Here is a 20,418-nt window from a genome sequence, read left to right on the forward strand (position 1 = left end):
CATTATCTCCTTTTTGGATAGGATGAAAATGTTCCAGTTCCATGAAATCTACCCTTTGACACCCGAAGACAATGACAGGGACTCGACAAAATATTTTTGCGTAAATAAATACAGGATAAAAGTCGGGATAATCGCTATTAATGCGGCAGTTAACGCATGGGCAATATCCAATTGATACATTCCCTGAATCAGCTGCAATCCTGGAGTTATCGGCATTTTTTCAACATCGTTGAAGACAATGGATGGCCATAAGAAGTCATTCCAAGCTCCAGTAAACGTAAATAATGCTACTACTGTCAAAACGGGTCTAAGCAAGGGCAAAATGATTTTCAAAAATATTTGAAAATCAGAGGCTCCATCGACTCTCGCCGACTCATCAAATTCCCTGGGAATGCCATTTAAAAACTGACGAACCAGGAAAATATTGAATACACCCGCTGCACCAGGGACAATTGCGGCAAGATAGCTATTTACCCACCCTAAAGAATCAATCATTTTATAAAGCGGAATTAAGTTTACGACACTAGGAAACATCATGGTAGCCATTAAAAAGAGAAAAAGGGCGTTTCTTCCTTTAAATTTTAGTCTGGAATAACCAAATGCAGCCAATGAAACCACTACTACCACTAAAATAGTCTGAGAGGCTGATATAATAAGAGAGTTCATAAACCATTTAGCCAGGGGCGCACTTGTATTATTAAAAAGAACATCCTGATAGTTTGTCATCACCCAGTTGATCGGCAAAATGGTGAAGCCATTTGCCTGAAGATCCGCTTCATTTTTAAATGATGTTAAAAATGTATAAACTAATGGGACAATCCAGATAAATGCCATAACCAGCAAAAAGAAAAACGATATCAGCTTTGCGGCCCGATTATTAATAGATAACACCTCCTAATCACGCTGTCTTAAAAAGAAGAATTGAATGGCTGAAACAATCATAATACAGACTCCTAAGACTACAGCCATAGCTGAAGCGATGCCGGCAATAGATTGGCCGGAACCGAACGCATTCTGCTGAATATACATAAGCAGCACAGTTGTTGAACTGTCAGGTCCTCCTTTTGTCAGCATTAACGGCTGGCCATAAACATTGAATTGGGCAATCGTCGTAATGACAACTGTATACATAAGCTGTCCTTTAATACTCGGCAATGTAATTTTGAAAAAGCGCTGCACACTGCCTGCACCATCGATTGACGCAGCTTCAAAATATTCCTTTGGAATTCCGCCTAGAGCTGCCTGGTAGATTATCATATTCGCTCCAATACACCACCAGACAGTTACGATTACAAGAGCTACCCAGGCATAAGGCTGAACAGAGACCCAGTTTGTATCCAGCTTAAAATAATGGTTGATGGGTCCAAAAGTTACATGAAAAAGCATTGCCCATATAATCATGACTGCTGATACAGAAAAAAGTGTCGGCACATAAAATAAAGCTTGAAAAAACCCCATCCCCTTAGGCTTTGCATGCAAACCTGCTGCAAGCAAAAGCGGAACGGCGATACATGCTGGAACCGTAAACAGGACAAATTGAAAGGTATTACCAAGCCCTGTATACAGCTGTGTATGAAACGTTGATTCTTTATTAAATAAAATTTCCTGATAGTTAGCCAAACCTACAAATTCCGGCTGATTAATCAAATCCCAATTTGTAAAAGAGATATAAATACCAAATAACGTTGGAATGAAAAAGAATACAAGAAACAATATCAGGTGGGGTCCGATATAAATGAGCGGGGAAAGGTTCATTTTCTTTTTAGGAACCTTGATCTCCTGTAAAGCAGGTACAAGTCGGGTTTGCTGCTTTATCGCTGGACGATTCATATAGCATGTCTCCTATTCTTTTTTGATCGAATAGAGAGAGACAATCATGAAAGGGTAAAACCATGCAAAAACAAGTGGTTGATCCTTTCATGATTGACAGCCTCTTTTACTCTTCATCACGCGTTGAATGAAATTCGCTCTATGTTAGTTTTTATTCTGACTGATCTTATCCTCAACCGATTTTTGCGCTTTCTTAAGAGCATCTTCGATTTTCACTTTTCCAAAAATGGCATCTCCGGCCATTTTATCAATCTCGTCAACGACAAAACCATTATATTGATAGTCAAAAATTTTAAGCGTTTCCTGCTGTTTTTCATCCTTTACCAGGAAGGATTGAGGCAGTTCCAAATATTTTGGGTCTTCTAAGGTAGCCAGTGCAGCCGGATTTTGTCCTGCCTCAGCCCAAGGAAGAGAATTTTGTCTCAAATAATCGAGGAATTTCATAACCCCATTTGTTTTCTCTTGATTTCGATCCTTGCTGTTTAGCATGACAAACTGATGGGATGAGCTCCAGTTAACAACTTTATCGGTTGAAATTTGAGGAAAGTTTGTCATTCCCCATTCCAAAGATTTCACTTCGTTTAAGCCATTTTGCATCCAGATTCCTTCAGGATAAAAAATCTGCTTCCCTGATTTAAACAGCTGCCCTGGGTCTTCTCCATCCTTGTTTGTCAGCTTTTCATCAACAAGTGATTTCAATAGATTTAAAGCCTCTGCGGCTTCGGGTGTATTAAGCGTTGGTTTTTCGCCATCACTTGTTATATCCCCGCCAAATTGGTGATAAAGAGACAGGAAGATTGGTCTCGTCCATGTGATCCCTACTGCTTTAATGTTATCTTTTTTAGCTTTTTCACCTGCTGCTTTTATTTCATCGAATGTGACAATATTATCTTCTAAAACCCCTGGAGCATATTTTTCAACAAGCTTTTTATTGTAATACATAACAAAACTATGAACATCTAAAGGCAAGCTGTATCTTTTCCCTTCTAAGCTTCCTATATCCCAGCCAGACTTAACATAATTCTCTTCCTTTATTTCCGGAAAATCTGTTAATGCTTCATCAAATGGGGTTAGCATCTCATTTGCAGTGAACCCTTTAATTCTCTCTGCATGAACGATTGTCATATCAGGAATGTTTTTTCCCGAGTTAACTACTGTAGGAATTTTGGTATACATATCCTGTTCTTTTAAAGATACGTTTTTAACCTTATATTCTGGATTTGTTTTATTGTAATTATTAATGATCTGCTGCATATTCTTCCCATCAGGCCCTGTAAAAGGGTTCCAAAATACAAGTTCTTTACTGTTGGCACCTGATGTGCTGTTTGAGCTGCATCCAACGAGCGTAAACACGAGACTTACTAAAACGAATAAACTGAACATTGATTTCATAGTGATTTTCATAGTATTCCCCCTGAAATTTTTGATTACCATTTATCACTTAAAAACAAAATGAATAGCCTCAGCCCATAGTACAGCGCTTATATTTCTTTTCACCCTGTAAGCTTTGAAAGTTATTCGACTGTGTCAATATGCCACAGATTGTTAATCCTCTTGATTTCTTTCAGATCGCATTTCGGCTTGCGGTCATAGGTTAGAATTCCATTAATCTCCTGTTCCACATCTGTTAATTGTGTATAACAAAATCCATGAAGGGTTCTTGAGGCATAAACGCCTTTTATAATCCTTTCGTAATCGCTTACAAAATCTCCTTCGCTTGATACAGAAGTATATCCCCAGCCAGCGGCATCCCCAATTTTAAAGCCGATACCGCCAAATTCAGTTAATAGAATTGGCTCACCCTGGTAATCAAAGCCCTCTGTATATATCTTTTTTCCTGCTGGACGGGACATCAGCAGCTTTTCCTTTGTAGAAAGTGAGTGCTTGAAATGCTCATATTTCTCTAGCTCTTCCTTGTGTCCATGGTTGTAATTATGGACGGCGCATATATCTGTCGTGGTCATTTCCCACCCATCATTTGAAATGACAATCCTAGTAGGATCAAGCGAATGAATGAGATGATACATGGCTAATGAATGATGTTTCTGCTGTTCATTATTGCAGATGTTTGGGACTCCCCAGCTTTCATTTATTGGAACCCACGTTACAATCGAAGGATGATTATAATCACGCTCGATAATTTCAATCCATTCCCTAGTTAACCGCGCTACTGCATCCTCGCTGTAAATAGGAGATGCAGCACACTCACCCCATACGAGGAACCCCAGATGATCTGCCCAATACAGAAACCGCGGATCCTCAACCTTCTGATGTTTTCTGCATCCGTTAAATCCCATTTCTTTTGAAAGTTCAATATCCTTTTTAAAATCCAGATCATCTGGTGCTGTCAGCAGCCCTTGAGGCCAGTACCCTTGGTCCAGCACTAGTTTCTGATAATAGGGTTTATTATTTAGATAGACCATTCCATTTTCGGTATGTATTTTTCTCATTCCGAAGTAAGAAGTAATTTCGTCTATTACGATCTCAGCATCTATAATTTTAATGACAACATCAAACAAATTTGGTGTTTCCGGAGACCAGTTCCATCCTTCGTGATGATAGCCGGCCTTAAATATCTGACGATTATACAGATTGATTGATCTCTTTGTAAATGAATCAAAAATTTCTATTCTTTCTTCTGCAATCTTTGAGCCTTTAAATGATATTTCTATTAATGCCTTTTTCTCTTTAAACTCCCCAGCCACCTCGAATTCAATTTGAATATCCCCGGAATCTATATTGGGGGTAAACCGAAGTTTTGAGAGATGAGTGGTGTGAACTGCCTCTAGCCAAACGGTTTGCCAAATTCCTGTTGTCCGTGTATACCAGATACCAGCTGATTCTTCCAGCCAAAATTGTTTGCCCCTGGGAATTGTTTCATCTGTTGAAGGGTCTTCTACTCTTATAACGATGGATTCCTTTTCTCCAGTTAAATAGTCTGTAATATTAAAAGAAAAGGAAACGTGTCCGCCTTCATGAGTTCCTGCTAACTGTTCATTCACATAAACGGCAGCACGGTAGTCAACCGCTCCAAAATGCAGAAAAATTTGCTTTCCTAACATATCTTTTGGAATTTCCACTTCTCTTCTATACCAGACCCAATCGTGGAAAGTACTCTCATTAATACCGCTAAGCTCTGCCTGAAAAGCAAAAGGAACCTCAATTTTTCTGCCAAACTTTTTTTCTTTCTTAAACCATTTTTCTTTTAAGCCAGCATTCTCATCGTCAAATTCAAATTGCCAAGCGCCATTTAAATTCAGCCATTCCTTTCTGACGAGCTGTGGACGGGGATATTCTTTACGGTACACCATTTATTTTTCTCCTTTGCTATCATAGTTAATTAATTTACTTAACTATAATATGCAAAAAAATAAATGTAAATATCTATTATTTAAATTTTCTGATAATGGTACTTTATTCCTAGAACACATTTAATGCTCAAAAGTATTCAGTTTCTGCTGTCTTTGACATTATTAAAATAACACATTGCTGGCTCATGATTCTGACTATGGGTATATGTCAAAGATGGTGACTGAACATTAAGTATTCAGTCCCCCAGCTTCAAACATTTTCTTAACTACTACAGAAACAGCGCCAAGGATCATTCCTTTTTTTCCGAGTGCAGAACAGACAATGTCCACTTCTTCTTCCAAACTTCTTATTGTATATTTGCCTGCCATTTCCTTAACACAAGAAATAACTAGATCGCCTTGCTCAAAAATACGGCCTTCAAGAATAATTTTGGACGGCTTCAGAATATTAATTAAGTTAGCTGTTGCCAATCCTAAAGATTTAGCACTTTGTTCAACAATAAGACTGGCCAGGGGATCTCCTTTTTCTGCAGCTTTGAATATCAATTCAATCGAAAGGTTACTCCTATCCGCCTTTACCCACTCTTTTAAAATAGAATCTTCAGCAGAATCCAATCCTTTATGAACTTTTTTAAGAATGGCCGCTTCCGATGCATAAGCCTCAAGACAGCCATTGTTTCCGCACTCACACATAGGGCCATTTACGTCAAGAACAGTGTGGCCTATTTCACCGGCAGTATGAAAAGAGCTTTTGTAGATTTCGCTGTTCATTACAATGCCAGATCCAATACCTCTGCCAACACTAATACAAATAAAATCTGAAACTCCCTTTCCTTGTCCAAACCAGCTTTCTGCCATTGCCAAGGCACGAACATCATTTTCTAAGGTTACAGGGAGGTGGAATTCCTGTTCAAGAATCTCTTTGATCGGCATATTTTCAAGATGCAGGTGCGGAGAAAAAATGGCAAGTCCTTTGTCCGGATTAACTAAACCATGCATGGCAAAACCTATACCAATTATCAGGGATTTATCTGCTTTGCTATTCTCTAGCACTGAGTAGATGCTTTCCTTTATAAGGGTAATAAAATCTTCTTTAGAAGGAAGAGTTTCAAGCTCTTTAGAAAGATTATAGACAATGTGCCCATCCATTGTTGTCAGACTAACACGAATGATCTCCGCTGCCGCATAAACACCGATTATGTAACGAGCTTTATAATTAATACTGAGCATGATTGGCCTTCTGCCGCCTTGCTTTGAACTATTTGATTCTTTTTCTATGACCAGATTCTGTTCAACAAGGTTACTCACAATATCCCCTACTGTAGGACGCGTTAATTTTGTAATCTTCGCTATCTCTGCTCTCGATATTGGTTCTCTCAAGCGTATAAGATTGAGCACGGAAGATTGATTTAGGGATCTCATCCCTTCAAAGCTTCCCGTTTTAAGAGTAAACGTCATTTTATTCATCACGCCTTTTTTATGACTTCAGTTTTGTCATGTGCACTGCATAGAATTAGTAATTCTTTGTTAATTAAGTTACTTTACATTACTATAATATACTCCTAATAAATATACAAAAATATTCCTATAAGAACTGCTAGGCAATTATAAAATCTATTTGCCCTTTAAATAAAGGAAAGTGATTATTTTTGTTGAACTTTTCTACAAATGTGAAAAAAGGAGAGCTATTATGATAGAAAAAGAACTTTCCGGCAGTGAAATGAATCTAACGACGCTAACAAAAGATCTTGCGAACTATAACCTATGGGCAAATACGAAAATGACCGGGTGGCTCAAAACAAAACCGTCTGAAAAAATGGTACAGGAAGTCCCTTCGAGTTTTCCAACTATCAAGCTGACGCTCAAGCATATTGCGGATGTTCAAAATTTTTGGCTGCAAGTGATTAAGCAGGAATCACCGCCAGATTTGGGTCAGTTTGGAGAGAAATCCACTCAGTCAATGGAGGAAGTGTTTAGTATGGTGGAGAAAAGTTCAAAAGAGTTATCTCAATATGTTCATTCACTTACCGAAAATTCCATAACAGGACCTTGTCAAGTTGAAACTCCATGGTTTAATGAAACTCGACCCAGATTTGAATTTATCCTCCAAGTCATGAATCACAGTACTTATCACCGAGGTCAGATTACAACGATTGGCCGTAATGCGGGATTAACAGATGCACCTATGACAGATTTTAATGTCTATAGTTTTTCAGGAAAGCCATCATGTTACTAATGGATTTCGCTGAAATCTGTTAGACATTGCTATTAATCAAAACTTTAAAACCCTTCCATGCTATTCTGATTGAATAAATGGAAGGGTTATTGTTTTTCTTTCTAAAGGCATATCTTTTCTTCTAATTCCCGCTTCTGACGTAAATGATGACGAAAATGCATGTCGACAAGATCGAACCATTCCTTTGCATTGAGCCAGCCGAAGCCCCCATGTTTTACTTTGAAGTTAGGATTAATGACATTTACCTTCTCTTCCCACACTCTCATTCTCTTCTCTACTTGAATGAGCCCCTGCATAAGTTCCTCTTTCCTTTTGGTATTGCTTGGTGTGTTTTCTGGATCTGCCGGCAGCTTGATTTTAATTGGAGGAAATCCTCCGCGTTTGTACAAAATCTCTCCTGCTTCCGTCTTTCCAAGTTTTTGTTCTTCAGATGCTGCTGAACAAGCTTCAACATTCTCAAGATACTCAAATGCAACCTCAATCAAGTGGAGATACATTTGCCCGATAGACCAGGTCCCTTCAGCAGAAATATGTCTTAACTGATCCTTCGAAAAGTGCTGCAGGTGGTTTTTGTAGATTTCAATTGTGTGATAATCATTCAAATTAAACACCTCTTTTATATTCTTTTATTCCAGGTTTACAGTTTCTAAAATATTTACTGCGAATCATTTATAGAACTATTCTAATCCGCCTTGTAAAAAAGCGGATGCTCATAGTTCGGCAATAGCGCCCGATTGTTGAATATCATACTAACTTCTATTAGCTAGTTTAGCTTAAATTTTCTTTTTAAAGGAAGTTAGAGATAAACGTTCATTTACTCTTGTTTCACCTATTTTTGAGAATCCGTTTTTTTCATAGAAATTTACTGCTGGTGTATTTTTGGAACCCGTTGACACTATTATTGTTTCAATGCCTTCTATATGGCTTTCAATGAAATCCAATAACATCTTGGCAATGCCTTTTTTAAAATAGTTTGGATGCACTATTAACCGATGTATATCCATTACATCTTTTTCAACCTTTATAGAAATAGCCCCGCATAACTCTTCGCTTATGTAATAACCAAAGAAAGTTTCACTACATTGCAGCAACGTTTCAACAGTATCTTTTAATGGCGGTATTTCATAAAAGTCAATTATTTCTGCCTCTACCTTATAAGATGGGAGTTGAACGTTTAAAACTTCTTCAGCAAATTTCGGATTAGTAATATCAATTTTTTTAATCAAATCTATCCCTCATTTAATTAGATTATGTTTCATATTCTTATAAAATAGTAATCGCTAATTCCGTCAACAATGGACTACTGAAATAGTCCATTGTTGCTCAATTCTTGCGCCCGATACTTGAATAAACATTTTACTTATCTTAACTTAAACATGCTTATTTTCTAATTTATACTTTGATTTTTACTATTAATATAAGAATGTCTAAAAAACAAAAATAAAGGAAGAGCTAAAGATAATCCAACTGTAAACAGAGATATAAGACAAATCCATTTTTCTTTAATGTTATATTTTAGTGATTCATTGAACATAAATACCAAGAAAACAACACATGAGATTAAAAAATCAACTGCAAAAAAGGCCGATATCGTGTTAGAAAATAATAATTCCATTATTAAACCTAAATCAAGTCCATAATCCCTGAGGAACTGAATAAAAAAATAATACGGAAAAACAGTACCAATTAACCCTAAAATTAAATATAATTTTTCCACTGGATAATTTCCCCTTTTTCAACAAATTTACTATTAGATTACCATAACTAATTCTAAAATCGTTCAAAAAATATATATTATTTAAGATTCCTTTATTGAACAATCTGACCATTTAACTAAAGATGATAGAAAATGACTCTTCCACAATCCAGCCCGTTAGTTTAAGTGAAAATCATCACAATTTCTGTTCTGTTTTTGAACAAAAATTTACGTTTATATATAGAAAACGTTCCTCAACAATCTGGCCATTTAACAGAACACAAGCTATCATTTCATAACAGCTGCAGAAGATTTTCCATATTAAAAAGAGCAGCTACCGCTGCTCTTTTATATGATTTGTATTAGCAAATAAGGTAATTTGACTGCTAGTTAATCAAGATATAAATGGGAGTTGTTTTGTTATTCTATTTATGTTTAACAGTCAGTTTATTGAACCAGTTTGCACCTTCAAAATACATTTTTCCAAATCCTCCAGAAGTATGGGTCTCTAGCAGAGACACGATTGATTAATTGTGAAAAACATTGTGACACATGCTGATGTACATAAGAAAACTTTATATTTGAAAATTAGAAAGAAATAATATCCTAGAATGAGTTTTCAATTTTTGGTAAAATCATTGTTATAATACGCATCTATAAAACCATTAACATTATCAGAGTTAATTAGTAATCTTTTATAAATAAACAAGGGAGAAGGGAATTATTATTGATTCAATCGAAAAAGTCCTGCCGACTAAAAAGATCCTTTTGTTTTTTATCCCCTTAGGATTATCAGCGAGCTTAGTTACGTTTTCCCATATGATAATTAATGGAACTTTAACAAGAGGAGAGAATCCCGAGGTCATTATTGCTAGTTATGCCATAGCAATGAGCTTATTTGGCATAACAGAACGTCTTGGTGTTTTATTGCGTAATGCCTGTTCTGCTTTGGTGCGTGACAAGGTGTCGTTTAAGGTGATGACGATTGTTGGTGCTTATGTTCTAACGGCTTTAATGGTGGTTTCTGGAACAATTGCGTATACACCTATCGGCAATTGGGTTTTTACTACACTTTTTGGTGCTAATGAGAACATGATTGCACAAATAGTTGATGTTTATCAAATACTGATTATCGTAACCTTTTTTTCAGCAATTCGCTGTTTATTTCAGGGAGTTATTATTATAAATAGACAAACGAAGTGGTTGACAATTGGAATGGTCATACGGCTCATCGTGATGTATTTATTATCTTTAGTTTTTATTAATACCGGTCATATTAATGCCAAAACAGGAGCTTATATCTTTTTGGCAGGTATGATGATTGAAAGTATAATTAGTTTTACAGAAGGTAGAATTCTAGTGAAGAAGATGGTTGATGATGATAAGAAACATACCATTACAAAAAAATCTCAAATTTTCCGGTTTTATAATCCGTTAATTCTATCATCATTAATAATTGTTATGGTTGGTCCAGTTATTAATGTTTTTTTAGGAAAAACTAATGAAATTGAACTTGCGATTGCGTCTTATGCAATTGCCTTAAGTATTACACAATTATTCTTGAGCTTCTTCACTTATACTCATCAAATCGTCCTAACATTTTATAAAGATCATCCTCAAAAAGTTCAAAGATTCACATTAATAATAGGGTTTATTCCTACAGGTATTTTGTCTCTGTTTTGCTTTACTCCAATTGGTGCCTTTTTTATTGAGCATGTATTAGGTGCAAACGAACTCCTAGTAATGGCAAGTTTGGATAGTTTAAACGTTTTTTTATTAATGACACTTGTTTTTCCTTTTATAGACTTTTGTAATGGATTATTAATGGTACGGAACAAAACAAAGGTGATGGTTCTTTCTCAGTCAGCCAATTTACTCTTAACATTTCTTGTTTTAGTCATAACTTCTAGTATTGTTCCATATTGGAACGGGAAAATTGGTGCTATTGCACAATCAATAGGAATGTTAACAGAATTATGTGTATTGGTTTTTATTATATACAGGGTTGAGAAGAAAGTGTGCAATGAAAAACCAGGTAAAAGCAAATATATAAATGGATAAAAATTCTATAAATAAGTTTTTTAACTACATTGAGATGTTATTGAACCGGGTAAACATCTTTCTATGGGGGTCAATCCTGCCAAGCCTGAACTCCTTTTCATGAAGAATGTATGCGCTCACAAAAAATGTTTGGAATAAAAGGTACGGTTATATTCTTAATTATACAAGGTGGACAAAAGAAAGGAATACCGCGGCTATCTTCACCGTATTTAGATATGCAACAATAAAGTCGTTAAATATAAGTTAGCTTCTTCCACAATCGCAATAGGTAAGCGTTTGAAGCTATCTCCGGCATTTCCCCTGCTCCACACGGAACGTGCGAGTTTTCCCCCATTCCGCGCTCCCTTTAACCGAATCTACTTGATCATAAGTTCACCGTTACTTACACTGCAGCGTCCCTCCTAACAGAAGGGATGTTCCCAGGTTCCTATCTGATTGGGGCAATGCACCAATCGTTCTTTCCCGTTAGACTTGGGCTGTTCCTCTACTCCCATTACAGGAGGTTCATCAGTCATGCCCCTATTTATTAAGTAACAATGCCTTATATTATAAATTATCATAAATTCAATTGAAAATTAAAATTTGATTTACATTATTCATCAGTTTCGTGGAGCCGGAAATTGTCTTGCACCATCATATTTGCTAAACGTTTCTTTAAGTAAAATATTTAACACTCTTTATAATGACATTAACATAAATATCCAACATTAAATTTATCATGTTATTAAAAAATCTGGCCCTTTAATGGAAAATTTAAATATAGCCTCAGTCAAAAATCACTCAATTTTTCTTAAACTAAAGCACACTATAGTTCTATAAGAAATTATTAAAAAACAGCAAGATTTTTTGGTATAAAAAGAGGCCACCCATAAGTATGGGCGGCCTCTTTTGTATCTGTTTTACAAAAATGAAAAAAAATAAATATGAACTTTTTTACAGTTTTATTTAGGTCTTGTAGCTCTTATTTTCCCACTTTCACCTAGCTCACGAGAAAACTCATCATCCACACGATCCGGTTCTATTTTTAAGTTTTTGGGAGTTTGAGGTAATGAATTTTTACTGCTAGATGGTTTATGATTGTTTGATCTTCCCATAATATTGCCTCCTAACGAAATTTTTAGTCTTTATTAGTATGGCTAAGAATCACAGTTTTATATCTAGATTTGCTCTTAAACGAACATTATTATCTTAAATCAGTTTTTTGGGACAGCTCCTTCTTATTGATCTAATGCACCCTGCAGTTTAAGTGCATAATTTAACAATCTATCCCCTGCCGCCCTTCGGTAATAACGAATTTAGAGCCGAATAATACCTTTTAGGTATTAATTTAATGCAAATTAACAATTAGAAGTAATGAGTAAAGGAGCGTATTATTAAAGAGAAATAAAATCATAAGTGAGGTCATTCAAGTGGATTGGCATCAAATCAATTATTTTCAAACGGTTGCACAAGTTCAGCATATCACACGAGCAGCAGACCTATTATCCATTTCCCAGCCTGCACTTAGCCGGTCAATTTTAAAACTGGAAGACGAATTAGGCGTACAGCTTTTTGATCGTAAAGGCAGAAATATCTATTTGAATCGTTATGGAAGAATGTTTTTAAACCGTGTTGAGCAATCGATAAAACAAATTGAAATCGGTAAACAGGAAATATGGGATGAAATACATCCAGATAATGGGACGATATCCTTATCCTTTTTGCCTTCTCTTGGAATAAATGTTGTTCCCAACATAATAAGTACTTTCCAAAAAACTTACCCAAACGTCAATTAACACAAATATCGAATCAACAAATTATAGAGCAATTAAAATCGAGAAATGTGGATCTAGCTCTTACTTCATTGCTTCACGATGATAAGGACGTTTTCTGTCAGTTACTATTAACTGAAGAATTATACTGTATCAGGGTTAGTCGGTGCGAAATTGGGCATATCTTTGTTGCCTGATTTGCAGCTTCTGGATAAAAGGAAAGTCAAACTTATCCGAGTCAATAATCCGGTCTGTAAACGGGAAATTGGAATGGCTTGGGTAAAAGATGGCTACATATCACCTGTTGTGGAGGGATTTATTCAATACATTAATCGCTTTTTTATAAAGCATTAAAGGGAGTAAGGTGTTAATCAATGACTTACATCAAACGTGGAACATCTGAATTTAAAAAAGTTAATATTGCTTTATTTGCAGGCGGATTCTGTACCTTCGCTTTACTATGGGGAACACAGCCCTTACTCCCCGAGTTCGCAGAAGAATTTCATATATCACCAGCGAGTTCAAGTATAAGTCAAACTTCAACAACAGTTGCTTTGGCTATCAGCCTTTTAATAGCGGGTTCCTTATCCGAGATTTTTGGACGCAAGACTGTAATGTTCATATCTTTGGTCGCCTCATCAATACTTTCTGTCATCACAGGATTTGTTCCAAATTTCGGTTTGCTAATTCTATGCAGAATTTTACAAGGGATAACGTTAGCCGGTCTTCCGGCAGTCGCAATGGCTTATTTGGGAGAGGAAATTGAAAAAAAGAGTTTAGGTATGGCAATGGGTTTATATATTAGCGGAAATTCTATCGGAGGAATGGCAGGTCGTATTATTAATGGGATTTTGACTGATTATTTTGGTTGGCACATTGCTTTAATAGGAATTGGAATCGTTAGTTTACTTGCAACCATTATTTTCTGGCTGGTCCTCCCTCCATCAACTCATTTTAAACCCCGAACATTTAGGATGAAACACTTAGTAATCACATTATTTAGCCAGTTTAAAGCACCTGGACTCATTTATCTATTTTTCATTGGATTTTTATTACAGGCTGGCTTTGTTTCTTTATATAACTACATAGGGTTTGAATTAATTAAACCACCTTATTCACTCAGCCAAACTTTGATTGGATTTATTTTCGTTGTCTATATTGTTGGAACATTTAGTTCAACGTGGATGGGGATGTTAGCAGATCAATATGGTAAAAGGAAGATTTTACAGTTATCGATAATCATTTTGTTAATTGGGGTTTGTATCACTTTAAACCTCAATATTTGGCTGAAAATTTTTGGATTAGCTATCTTTACCTTCGGCTTTTTCGCCGGTCATTCGATTGCCAGCAGTTGGGTTGGTGAATTGGCTGCCAATAATAGGGCTCAGGCAGCCTCATTATATTTATTTAGTTACTATTCAGGTGGAAGTGTAATGGGAACAGCAACCGGTGTTTTTTATGATCACTTTGACTGGCTTGGTGTTGTTGCTATGATTGCTGTTCTTTCATTAATTTCACTCCTATTTCTGAATCGGTTAGGAACGGTTACAAAAGAAAAATTTAAATTTTCCCCTCATAAAATTTATTAATTACGCCTATGGGCGTTTTTTTTATTAAATTAACCGCCACTTTACTTTAGAAGGATAGGCAACACTTTATTAAGCAATCGCCCCCGGTAGCTGAACAAATCCTTTGTATTTTGCTGCATATAATCTTCTTGCTGTTCACACCAATATTCGCTAATATTTACCAAACTATGTTATGATTGATAGATAAATATATTTTATTTGTTTGGGACCTTTGAGACTTCTCTTAGTCAACCCCCCTATTAAATAGAAGGGAGACTAAGACGATATGTCCTTAGATCACATAGAATCTATGTTAAAAACCTTACAACAGTACAATAATTTTGAAATAACACTAACTTTCAAAAACAAGCATCAGGTTCCCATATTGTTAGTACGCTACCATAACAAGCGTTTTCAACTAACCTATTTGAATAATCACACGATCGAAACTTATGACTATAATAACAAGTGTTTTCAGCTAACTTATTTGAATAATCACACGATCGAAACTTATGATTATATTGAACCTGCAGTTTCAGCTATCGATAAAGCTTTACAATCTGACTTAAAAGAAGCTTCTAAATAATTTAGAGGTTTTTTATTTTTTTTATGAATTAATAAAATGTTACCTCGTGAAGCCCTTTTCACTTTTCTTGTGCTTTTTGTCTTCAGAATAGTAAATGAATACCGAACAGTTTGGGTAAGCATAACATAAATCATGACAGCTGCCACTGCACAGATAATTGCTAAGCCCGACAGTGCAATTTGCCAAGTCAGGTGAACTGTGATTGCCGACGGCGAGGGTCACGCTTTTCTGGGCGAACCTAGAACCTCCAAATAGTGCTGATTGTACATAATGCCCAGGATGTTCCCAAAAGGATCGACCACGGAAGCAGTTATGAACCCCTCGCCGCGCTCTGTGGGTGCCTCGTACTCATTCGCTCCCATAGAGAGCAACTTCTTGAAAGTTGCTGTTACATCGTCGACGTGCCAGTACACTACAGCACCGGCCGGGCCATTCGCTGATCCATCGGGCGCGTAGCGTCTATCGATCAGGCCCAGCTCGTGCTGGTAGTCGCCGAGGCGAAACTCAGCATATCCTGGACGTTCGAAGTATGGTTCGATGCCCAATAGCTCTGAGTACCACTTCCTTGCCTCTGCTAGATCATCCGTCCAAAAACTGACTGTGGTAAGTCCTCGTAATGTCTGTGTGTCGCTCATAATCGATTTCCTCCTTAATGTTGAGTAATACGTTTCGATGCTAAACTAAATAATAGCTTCTAAATTAACTTCGATTTACTTACGAATAATCCCTTCTCTTATTCAAGAAAATGGCCCGATTGTTGATCAGAACAATTGACACCACTCTTCAATTAAACTGCCCTTTAGTTGAAAATGCTTTTCTGGATTTCCTTCTCAATTGGGGTGAAAAATAATAGCTTGTTCAATCCGTAATAGCGCCATCACCCACTTTTTCACAATGATCGCAGCGCCTACATAAAGCGGGGTTCCTGACACCTAAGGAAATTTGTTCGTAACAAACGAAAGCACACCTCCTAACCTAGGAAAGTGTGCTTATTGTAAACTATTTCGCTGTAAATGTGACGTTGTATGCTTCCGCCCAATCAGTGAGAGGAACAATCGTATACGTTTCGCCTGACGTTAATGTACCTTTCACATCAAAGATTCCAACTGCTCCTTTTCGTGAAGAAAAACGATATTGAGCATCAACTGTACTGCCATCCTCTGCTTTTAACTGCAAACTTCTTCCAGCAAACAGCTCCATGCCGGGATCAGCATTTAGGGTAATTTCTAAAGATTTATTATCAATGGCATTAGCCGATTGAATGTTTAGCGGCTCAAAGTCAGCTGCTTTAAATGTAGCGTTCTTCACATCAGCCCATTCAGAAGTTACCGTGTAAGTTACACCGGGATAGAACGTTTCTCCAGCCGGCAGGCGGAATTTCGGAGCTTGTCTCATGTCAGCTCCTTGTGTGAACGGTACATAGTTTGCTGTAAATGTGTCGCCGTTGTCACCTTTTACGGTTATGACACGGTCACGAAGAGATGAAATAATTTCATACTGTATGCCGTTTTCGTCACGGTTCTGACGGTCCAACTCAAAAGATTGCTCTCCTCGGTTTGATCTGTAAGCTTCAATGATGTTCGCATAGTCTGTGACACCATCTTCTCGGAATGACTCGATCTCAAACGTGTCATCTGTTACTTGACGAGTATCACGGATATTGATTTTTTTATCGCTTCCTTTAAACTTCTTCGTACGTTCCCCTTTGTAGCTCAACGTATAAGGGATTCCTTCTTTTTGCATCGTCACGGGAACAATGTACGTGCTTTTTGCACCGATCTTCAATTGTGGTACGTTCACGATGCTCAAGTCATGGTTAAATGAGAAATGCTTCTTGATGTTTTCTAAGTTGCTTGGGTTCACATCTTCAGCTGCAAGCGGCTTGTTAAACGTCACTTGCAGTGTCATCGTGTTAAGTACATCAATGTTTGTAATGCGTGCTTCTTTCTGTTGCTGCTGTTGTGCTGACTTTTCCGCATTCACATAGTCTGATTGGTTATATGTTACAACACCTGCTGCTATAACTGAAAAAGCAAGTGCTGCTGTAAGGATTTTTTTACGTGGTTTCATTAATTCTTCTCTCCCTTTGTTATGGATTATTTGGCTCCTGCCTCAATTAGTAAGGTCTCAATTTCTTTAAATCCTTTTTGTTTCGCATGTTCTAGCGGTGTTACCCCTTCACCATCCGCCAAGTTGACATTTGCCCCATGCTGAATCAATAGCTCTACCGTTTTCTGCTGCTTTTCATTTCCGTCATTTAAGATAATCGCTTCTAACAGCGCCGTCCAGCCAAGATTGTTCACATGGTCCACATTGACATCTGTTTTCGTTAAAAGCATGTCTACAACTTCCACATAACCATGTTCAGATGCAGGAATTAATCCTGTTCCGCCGTATCGGTTTGTGATTTTCGTGTCAGCTTCTGCACCAATGATTATGCTCAGGATATCGCTGTAGCCTTCCGCACTTGCATACAGATACGGGTTGTTTTTCATGTTATCTTGAATGTTTACATCTGCGCCTGCTTGAATTAAAACCTTTGCAGTGTCATAGTCTTCGTTGTACGCAGCAATCATTAGAGGCGTTCGCCCTTGAGAGTCTTGTGCGTTTATATCAACGCTGTCCTTAATTAGTTTTTTCACTTGTTCGGTATCTTGCTGTTCTGTTGCTCGATGAAGTTCATTTGTCATGATTGATGTCTCCTTTCCTGGCGTATTGGTGCTTTCGCTTTTGTCGGTACACCCTTGCAGAAGTAACATAATGCTGAGTCCTGCTGCTGACCATTTCATCTATTCACCCCTCTTTTACATCTCTCCTTACTTGTTTTGTCTTACACAGATAAGGATAGAGGGAATTCATAAATTCCATCTAAACAAATTCTTAAGAAAAGCTTAAAAAAATATCCCGGGTCATATTCCGGGATAATAAATTATACGTTAAAGCGATAGCCTGCACCCCAAACGGTTTCCAAGTGTTCAGGTTTTGCCGGATTTTGTTCAATCTTCTCCCGAAGTTTTCGGACGTGAACCGTAACCGTTGATACATCAGCCGCAGAATCCATTCTCCAGATCCGCTCATACAACTGATCCTTCGATAGCACTTGATTCGGGTGCATCACGAAAAACACGAGCAGGTCAAATTCTTTTGTCGTAAACGGTATGTCTTTTCCGTTTACCTGTACTTTACGTGAGGATTGGTCAATTGATATCCCTTGTACAAAAAGCACTTGGTTTCTTGGCTGTTGCCCTGCAAGCCGTTCATAACGTGATAGATGTGCCTTTACTCTCGCAACTAATTCACTTGGTGAAAAAGGTTTTGTAATATAGTCATCAGCTCCAAGACCGAGTCCTCTAATCTTATCGATTTCTTCTTTTTTAGCGGACACGAGCAGAATTGGGATATCTTTCTCAGCTCGAATCTGTTTACAAATTTCAAATCCGCTCATCCCAGGCAGCATGATGTCGAGGATAATGAGGTCAAAATCACCTTGCAAGGCTGCTGTTATACCTGACTTTCCATCATGCTTCATATCTACCTGGAAGCCTTCAATCTCTAAATAATCTCTTTGCAGCTCAGCAATGCTCACTTCATCTTCAATCAGCAAAATGCGTTTCACGGTGATCCCCCTTTTTTAACGTAAAGTATACAGATGTACCTTCTCCAAGATTGCTGTCTGCTTCAATTGTTCCCCCGTGTGCATGTATAATTTGTTTCGCGATGGAAAGTCCAAGTCCGCTTCCACCTGTTGCCGTGTTCCGTGAAAGTTCAGACCGGTAAAAGCGGTCAAACACAAACGGAAGTGCTTCGGGGTCAATGCCTTGTCCGTTATCTGTGATGATAACCATAACATCTTCATTGTTTTCTTGTAGACTAATAGCAATTTTCTTCTCATCTTTATCTAAAAACTTTACACTGTTCTGAATTATGTTCATCATAACCCGTTTTATTTTTTCACGGTCGGCCGTCACAATAAGTGATGGAGCTATTATTGCAGCGTCCAGTTGGATGCCATGCGGCTGCAAATCGAATTGAACTTCTTCCGATATATCTTTAATAAACGGAACAAGATCCACTTTTTCAAAAAAGAACGGCTCCCTTTTGAGGTCTAGCTTTGAGAACAGGAAGAGCTCATCGATTAGAGAGTCCAAATCCCGCGCTTTTAAAGATATAGTTGATAAATACTTTGCTGTTTTCTCTGGCGTGTTGGCAACACCGTCCCGTACCCCTTCTACATAACCGATGATGGATGTGATAGGCGTCTTTAAATCGTGCGAGATGTTAGACAGCAGCTCTTTTCGGTTTTCTTCGTATTTTATCTGAAGTTCTGTAGATTCCTTTAGCCGAATCCTCATCTCTTCAAAAGCCAGGTGAAGCTGACCCACTTCGTCATTAGAAGCTGGTGTGACTTTGAAGTCGAGATCTCCTGATTTGATGCGGTCCGCTGCTTGTTTTAAAAAGGAGACCGGCTTAATAATGCTTCTGGAAACCAGATAGTTCAGAAGACCAATGATCAATACAAACAAAATTACCAATAAAATTAATAATAACGGAAATAGCTCACGTGTCAGTTCCGCTACTGAACTTGCTTTTCGTAAGACGAAGATGCTGCCCTGCTCACCATCTTCAAAATAAAAATCAAACTTCACATACGTGTAGAACCTATCATCAATCCGTATTGTATCGCGGGTGTTTATATTGATTTCTTCAAATTCAGGCAGAAAACGCTGTAGTTTTTCTCGATTCTGCTCGTCAGTTGAATAGACGATTTCTCCGCCTTTCCTTACGACAATATCAATCCCGACTTGTTTAATGTTTTGAAGTTCATTTGTATTTAAAAGTGTATTGGGATCTTTCTTTGCAAGTAATTTAAGATCTAAAAAGGTGCTTTCCTCCTCTGTTGTCAGAGGCTTTTGAATATAGGTTTTCTTAAATAAGTGCTCAACCGAATTTGCGTCTCCTGTGACTGTAAAAAGCATCAAAAAACCGGCTGCAAGACATAAGATGATTGAGACAACGATAACGCCTATATAAGACAGAAGAAATCTTATTTTAATCGACATACTTTTAATCTCCTCATTACCGCAAGTTATTCTAGATATAGGTTTTCTTCCATTATCTGTTTTAACCATCCTGGCGGTTTATCTGTACCACTTTACCACGTAAATCTTAAAATTTTCTTAAATGATCCTATTAAAAATGATCAACTTCGCTCTTGTTTTTTTAAGAGATAAAAAAATGACGTGCTTCTCAGCACGACTCAGACCGTAGACAAACCCCTCTTTGAACTTGAAGTTTAAAGAGGGGTTTATTCGATTTATTGAATTAAACTACAGTATTATTTTAAGGATGAAGATCTTAACAGATTATTAGAACTCGGAT

At 37.3% G+C, this 20,418-nt stretch carries 17 protein-coding genes and 1 pseudogene; 4 read left to right on the forward strand and 14 right to left on the reverse strand.

What is annotated here, in order from left to right; genetic code table 11:
- Positions 1 to 48 precede the first annotated feature (48 nt).
- The 5 genes from K8L98_RS15005 to K8L98_RS15025 all read right to left on the reverse strand — a co-directional run bounded on the left by K8L98_RS15005 (position 49) and on the right by K8L98_RS15025 (position 6,608).
- Positions 49 to 891, reverse strand: coding sequence for a carbohydrate ABC transporter permease (locus tag K8L98_RS15005; RefSeq protein WP_338036978.1), 843 nt, complete (start codon positions 889 to 891; stop codon positions 49 to 51).
- A gap of 3 nt (positions 892 to 894) precedes the next feature.
- Positions 895 to 1,755 (reverse strand): carbohydrate ABC transporter permease, encoded by an 861-nt coding sequence (locus K8L98_RS15010; RefSeq protein WP_223443473.1) that lies wholly within the window; start codon positions 1,753 to 1,755, stop codon positions 895 to 897.
- Positions 1,756 to 1,974: 219 nt separating this feature from the next.
- On the reverse strand, positions 1,975 to 3,234 hold the full coding sequence (locus K8L98_RS15015) for an extracellular solute-binding protein (RefSeq protein ID WP_223435820.1): 1,260 nt from the start codon (positions 3,232 to 3,234) through the stop codon (positions 1,975 to 1,977).
- A 110-nt stretch (positions 3,235 to 3,344) separates the two neighbouring features.
- Positions 3,345 to 5,141, reverse strand: coding sequence for a glycoside hydrolase family 2 protein (locus K8L98_RS15020; RefSeq protein ID WP_223435821.1), 1,797 nt, complete (start codon positions 5,139 to 5,141; stop codon positions 3,345 to 3,347).
- Positions 5,142 to 5,369: 228 nt separating this feature from the next.
- A complete protein-coding gene (locus tag K8L98_RS15025) occupies positions 5,370 to 6,608 on the reverse strand; it encodes an ROK family transcriptional regulator (protein WP_338036979.1) in 1,239 nt (412 codons plus the stop codon).
- A gap of 223 nt (positions 6,609 to 6,831) precedes the next feature.
- Here K8L98_RS15025 and K8L98_RS15030 point away from each other — a divergent pair, with 223 nt between their 5' ends.
- Positions 6,832 to 7,377: a DinB family protein gene (locus K8L98_RS15030; RefSeq protein WP_223435823.1), complete on the forward strand. Its 546-nt coding sequence runs from the start codon at positions 6,832 to 6,834 to the stop codon at positions 7,375 to 7,377.
- Positions 7,378 to 7,478: 101 nt separating this feature from the next.
- On the opposite strand, the gene K8L98_RS15035 is transcribed toward K8L98_RS15030, so the two are convergent.
- The 3 genes from K8L98_RS15035 to K8L98_RS15045 all read right to left on the reverse strand — a co-directional run bounded on the left by K8L98_RS15035 (position 7,479) and on the right by K8L98_RS15045 (position 9,094).
- Entirely contained in the window at positions 7,479 to 7,979 is a 501-nt protein-coding gene (locus K8L98_RS15035) for a DinB family protein (RefSeq protein WP_223435825.1), read from the reverse strand.
- Positions 7,980 to 8,150: 171 nt separating this feature from the next.
- Positions 8,151 to 8,603, reverse strand: coding sequence for a GNAT family N-acetyltransferase (locus K8L98_RS15040; RefSeq protein ID WP_223435827.1), 453 nt, complete (start codon positions 8,601 to 8,603; stop codon positions 8,151 to 8,153).
- 161 nt (positions 8,604 to 8,764) lie between these two features.
- Positions 8,765 to 9,094 (reverse strand): DUF2834 domain-containing protein, encoded by a 330-nt coding sequence (locus K8L98_RS15045; protein ID WP_223435829.1) that lies wholly within the window; start codon positions 9,092 to 9,094, stop codon positions 8,765 to 8,767.
- 798 nt (positions 9,095 to 9,892) lie between these two features.
- Here K8L98_RS15045 and K8L98_RS15050 point away from each other — a divergent pair.
- Positions 9,893 to 11,134, forward strand: a complete 1,242-nt coding sequence (locus K8L98_RS15050; RefSeq protein ID WP_223435830.1) for a multi antimicrobial extrusion protein MatE — start codon at positions 9,893 to 9,895, stop codon at positions 11,132 to 11,134.
- A 941-nt stretch (positions 11,135 to 12,075) separates the two neighbouring features.
- Here K8L98_RS15050 and K8L98_RS15055 read toward each other — a convergent pair.
- A complete protein-coding gene (locus K8L98_RS15055; RefSeq protein ID WP_223435831.1) occupies positions 12,076 to 12,228 on the reverse strand; it encodes a YfhD family protein in 153 nt (50 codons plus the stop codon).
- A 315-nt stretch (positions 12,229 to 12,543) separates the two neighbouring features.
- Here K8L98_RS15055 and K8L98_RS26705 point away from each other — a divergent pair.
- Both K8L98_RS26705 and K8L98_RS15070 read left to right on the forward strand, forming a co-directional pair.
- A pseudogene (locus K8L98_RS26705) lies at positions 12,544 to 13,239 on the forward strand (LysR family transcriptional regulator).
- Between the two features lie 20 nt (positions 13,240 to 13,259).
- Positions 13,260 to 14,474, forward strand: coding sequence for an MFS transporter (locus K8L98_RS15070; protein ID WP_223435833.1), 1,215 nt, complete (start codon positions 13,260 to 13,262; stop codon positions 14,472 to 14,474).
- Positions 14,475 to 15,257: 783 nt separating this feature from the next.
- Here K8L98_RS15070 and K8L98_RS15075 read toward each other — a convergent pair.
- The 5 genes from K8L98_RS15075 to K8L98_RS15095 form a co-directional block, all read right to left on the reverse strand.
- Complete coding sequence (locus tag K8L98_RS15075) at positions 15,258 to 15,674, reverse strand: VOC family protein (RefSeq protein WP_223435834.1); 417 nt, start codon at positions 15,672 to 15,674, stop codon at positions 15,258 to 15,260.
- A gap of 364 nt (positions 15,675 to 16,038) precedes the next feature.
- Positions 16,039 to 17,109, reverse strand: coding sequence for a hypothetical protein (locus K8L98_RS15080; RefSeq protein WP_223435835.1), 1,071 nt, complete (start codon positions 17,107 to 17,109; stop codon positions 16,039 to 16,041).
- A gap of 26 nt (positions 17,110 to 17,135) precedes the next feature.
- The gene (locus tag K8L98_RS15085) at positions 17,136 to 17,828 is read right to left on the reverse strand and encodes an ankyrin repeat domain-containing protein (RefSeq protein WP_420828793.1); all 693 of its coding nucleotides are present in this window, start codon (positions 17,826 to 17,828) and stop codon (positions 17,136 to 17,138) included.
- 140 nt (positions 17,829 to 17,968) lie between these two features.
- Positions 17,969 to 18,655 (reverse strand): response regulator transcription factor, encoded by a 687-nt coding sequence (locus tag K8L98_RS15090; protein ID WP_223435836.1) that lies wholly within the window; start codon positions 18,653 to 18,655, stop codon positions 17,969 to 17,971.
- Positions 18,633 to 20,099 (reverse strand): sensor histidine kinase, encoded by a 1,467-nt coding sequence (locus tag K8L98_RS15095; protein WP_223435837.1) that lies wholly within the window; start codon positions 20,097 to 20,099, stop codon positions 18,633 to 18,635. The genes K8L98_RS15090 and K8L98_RS15095 overlap by 23 nt, the downstream gene beginning before the upstream one ends.
- Between the last annotated feature and the right edge of the window lie 319 nt (positions 20,100 to 20,418).

The sequence above is a fragment of the Metabacillus dongyingensis genome (assembly GCF_019933155.2).
Classification (GTDB): domain Bacteria; phylum Bacillota; class Bacilli; order Bacillales; family Bacillaceae; genus Bacillus_P; species Bacillus_P dongyingensis.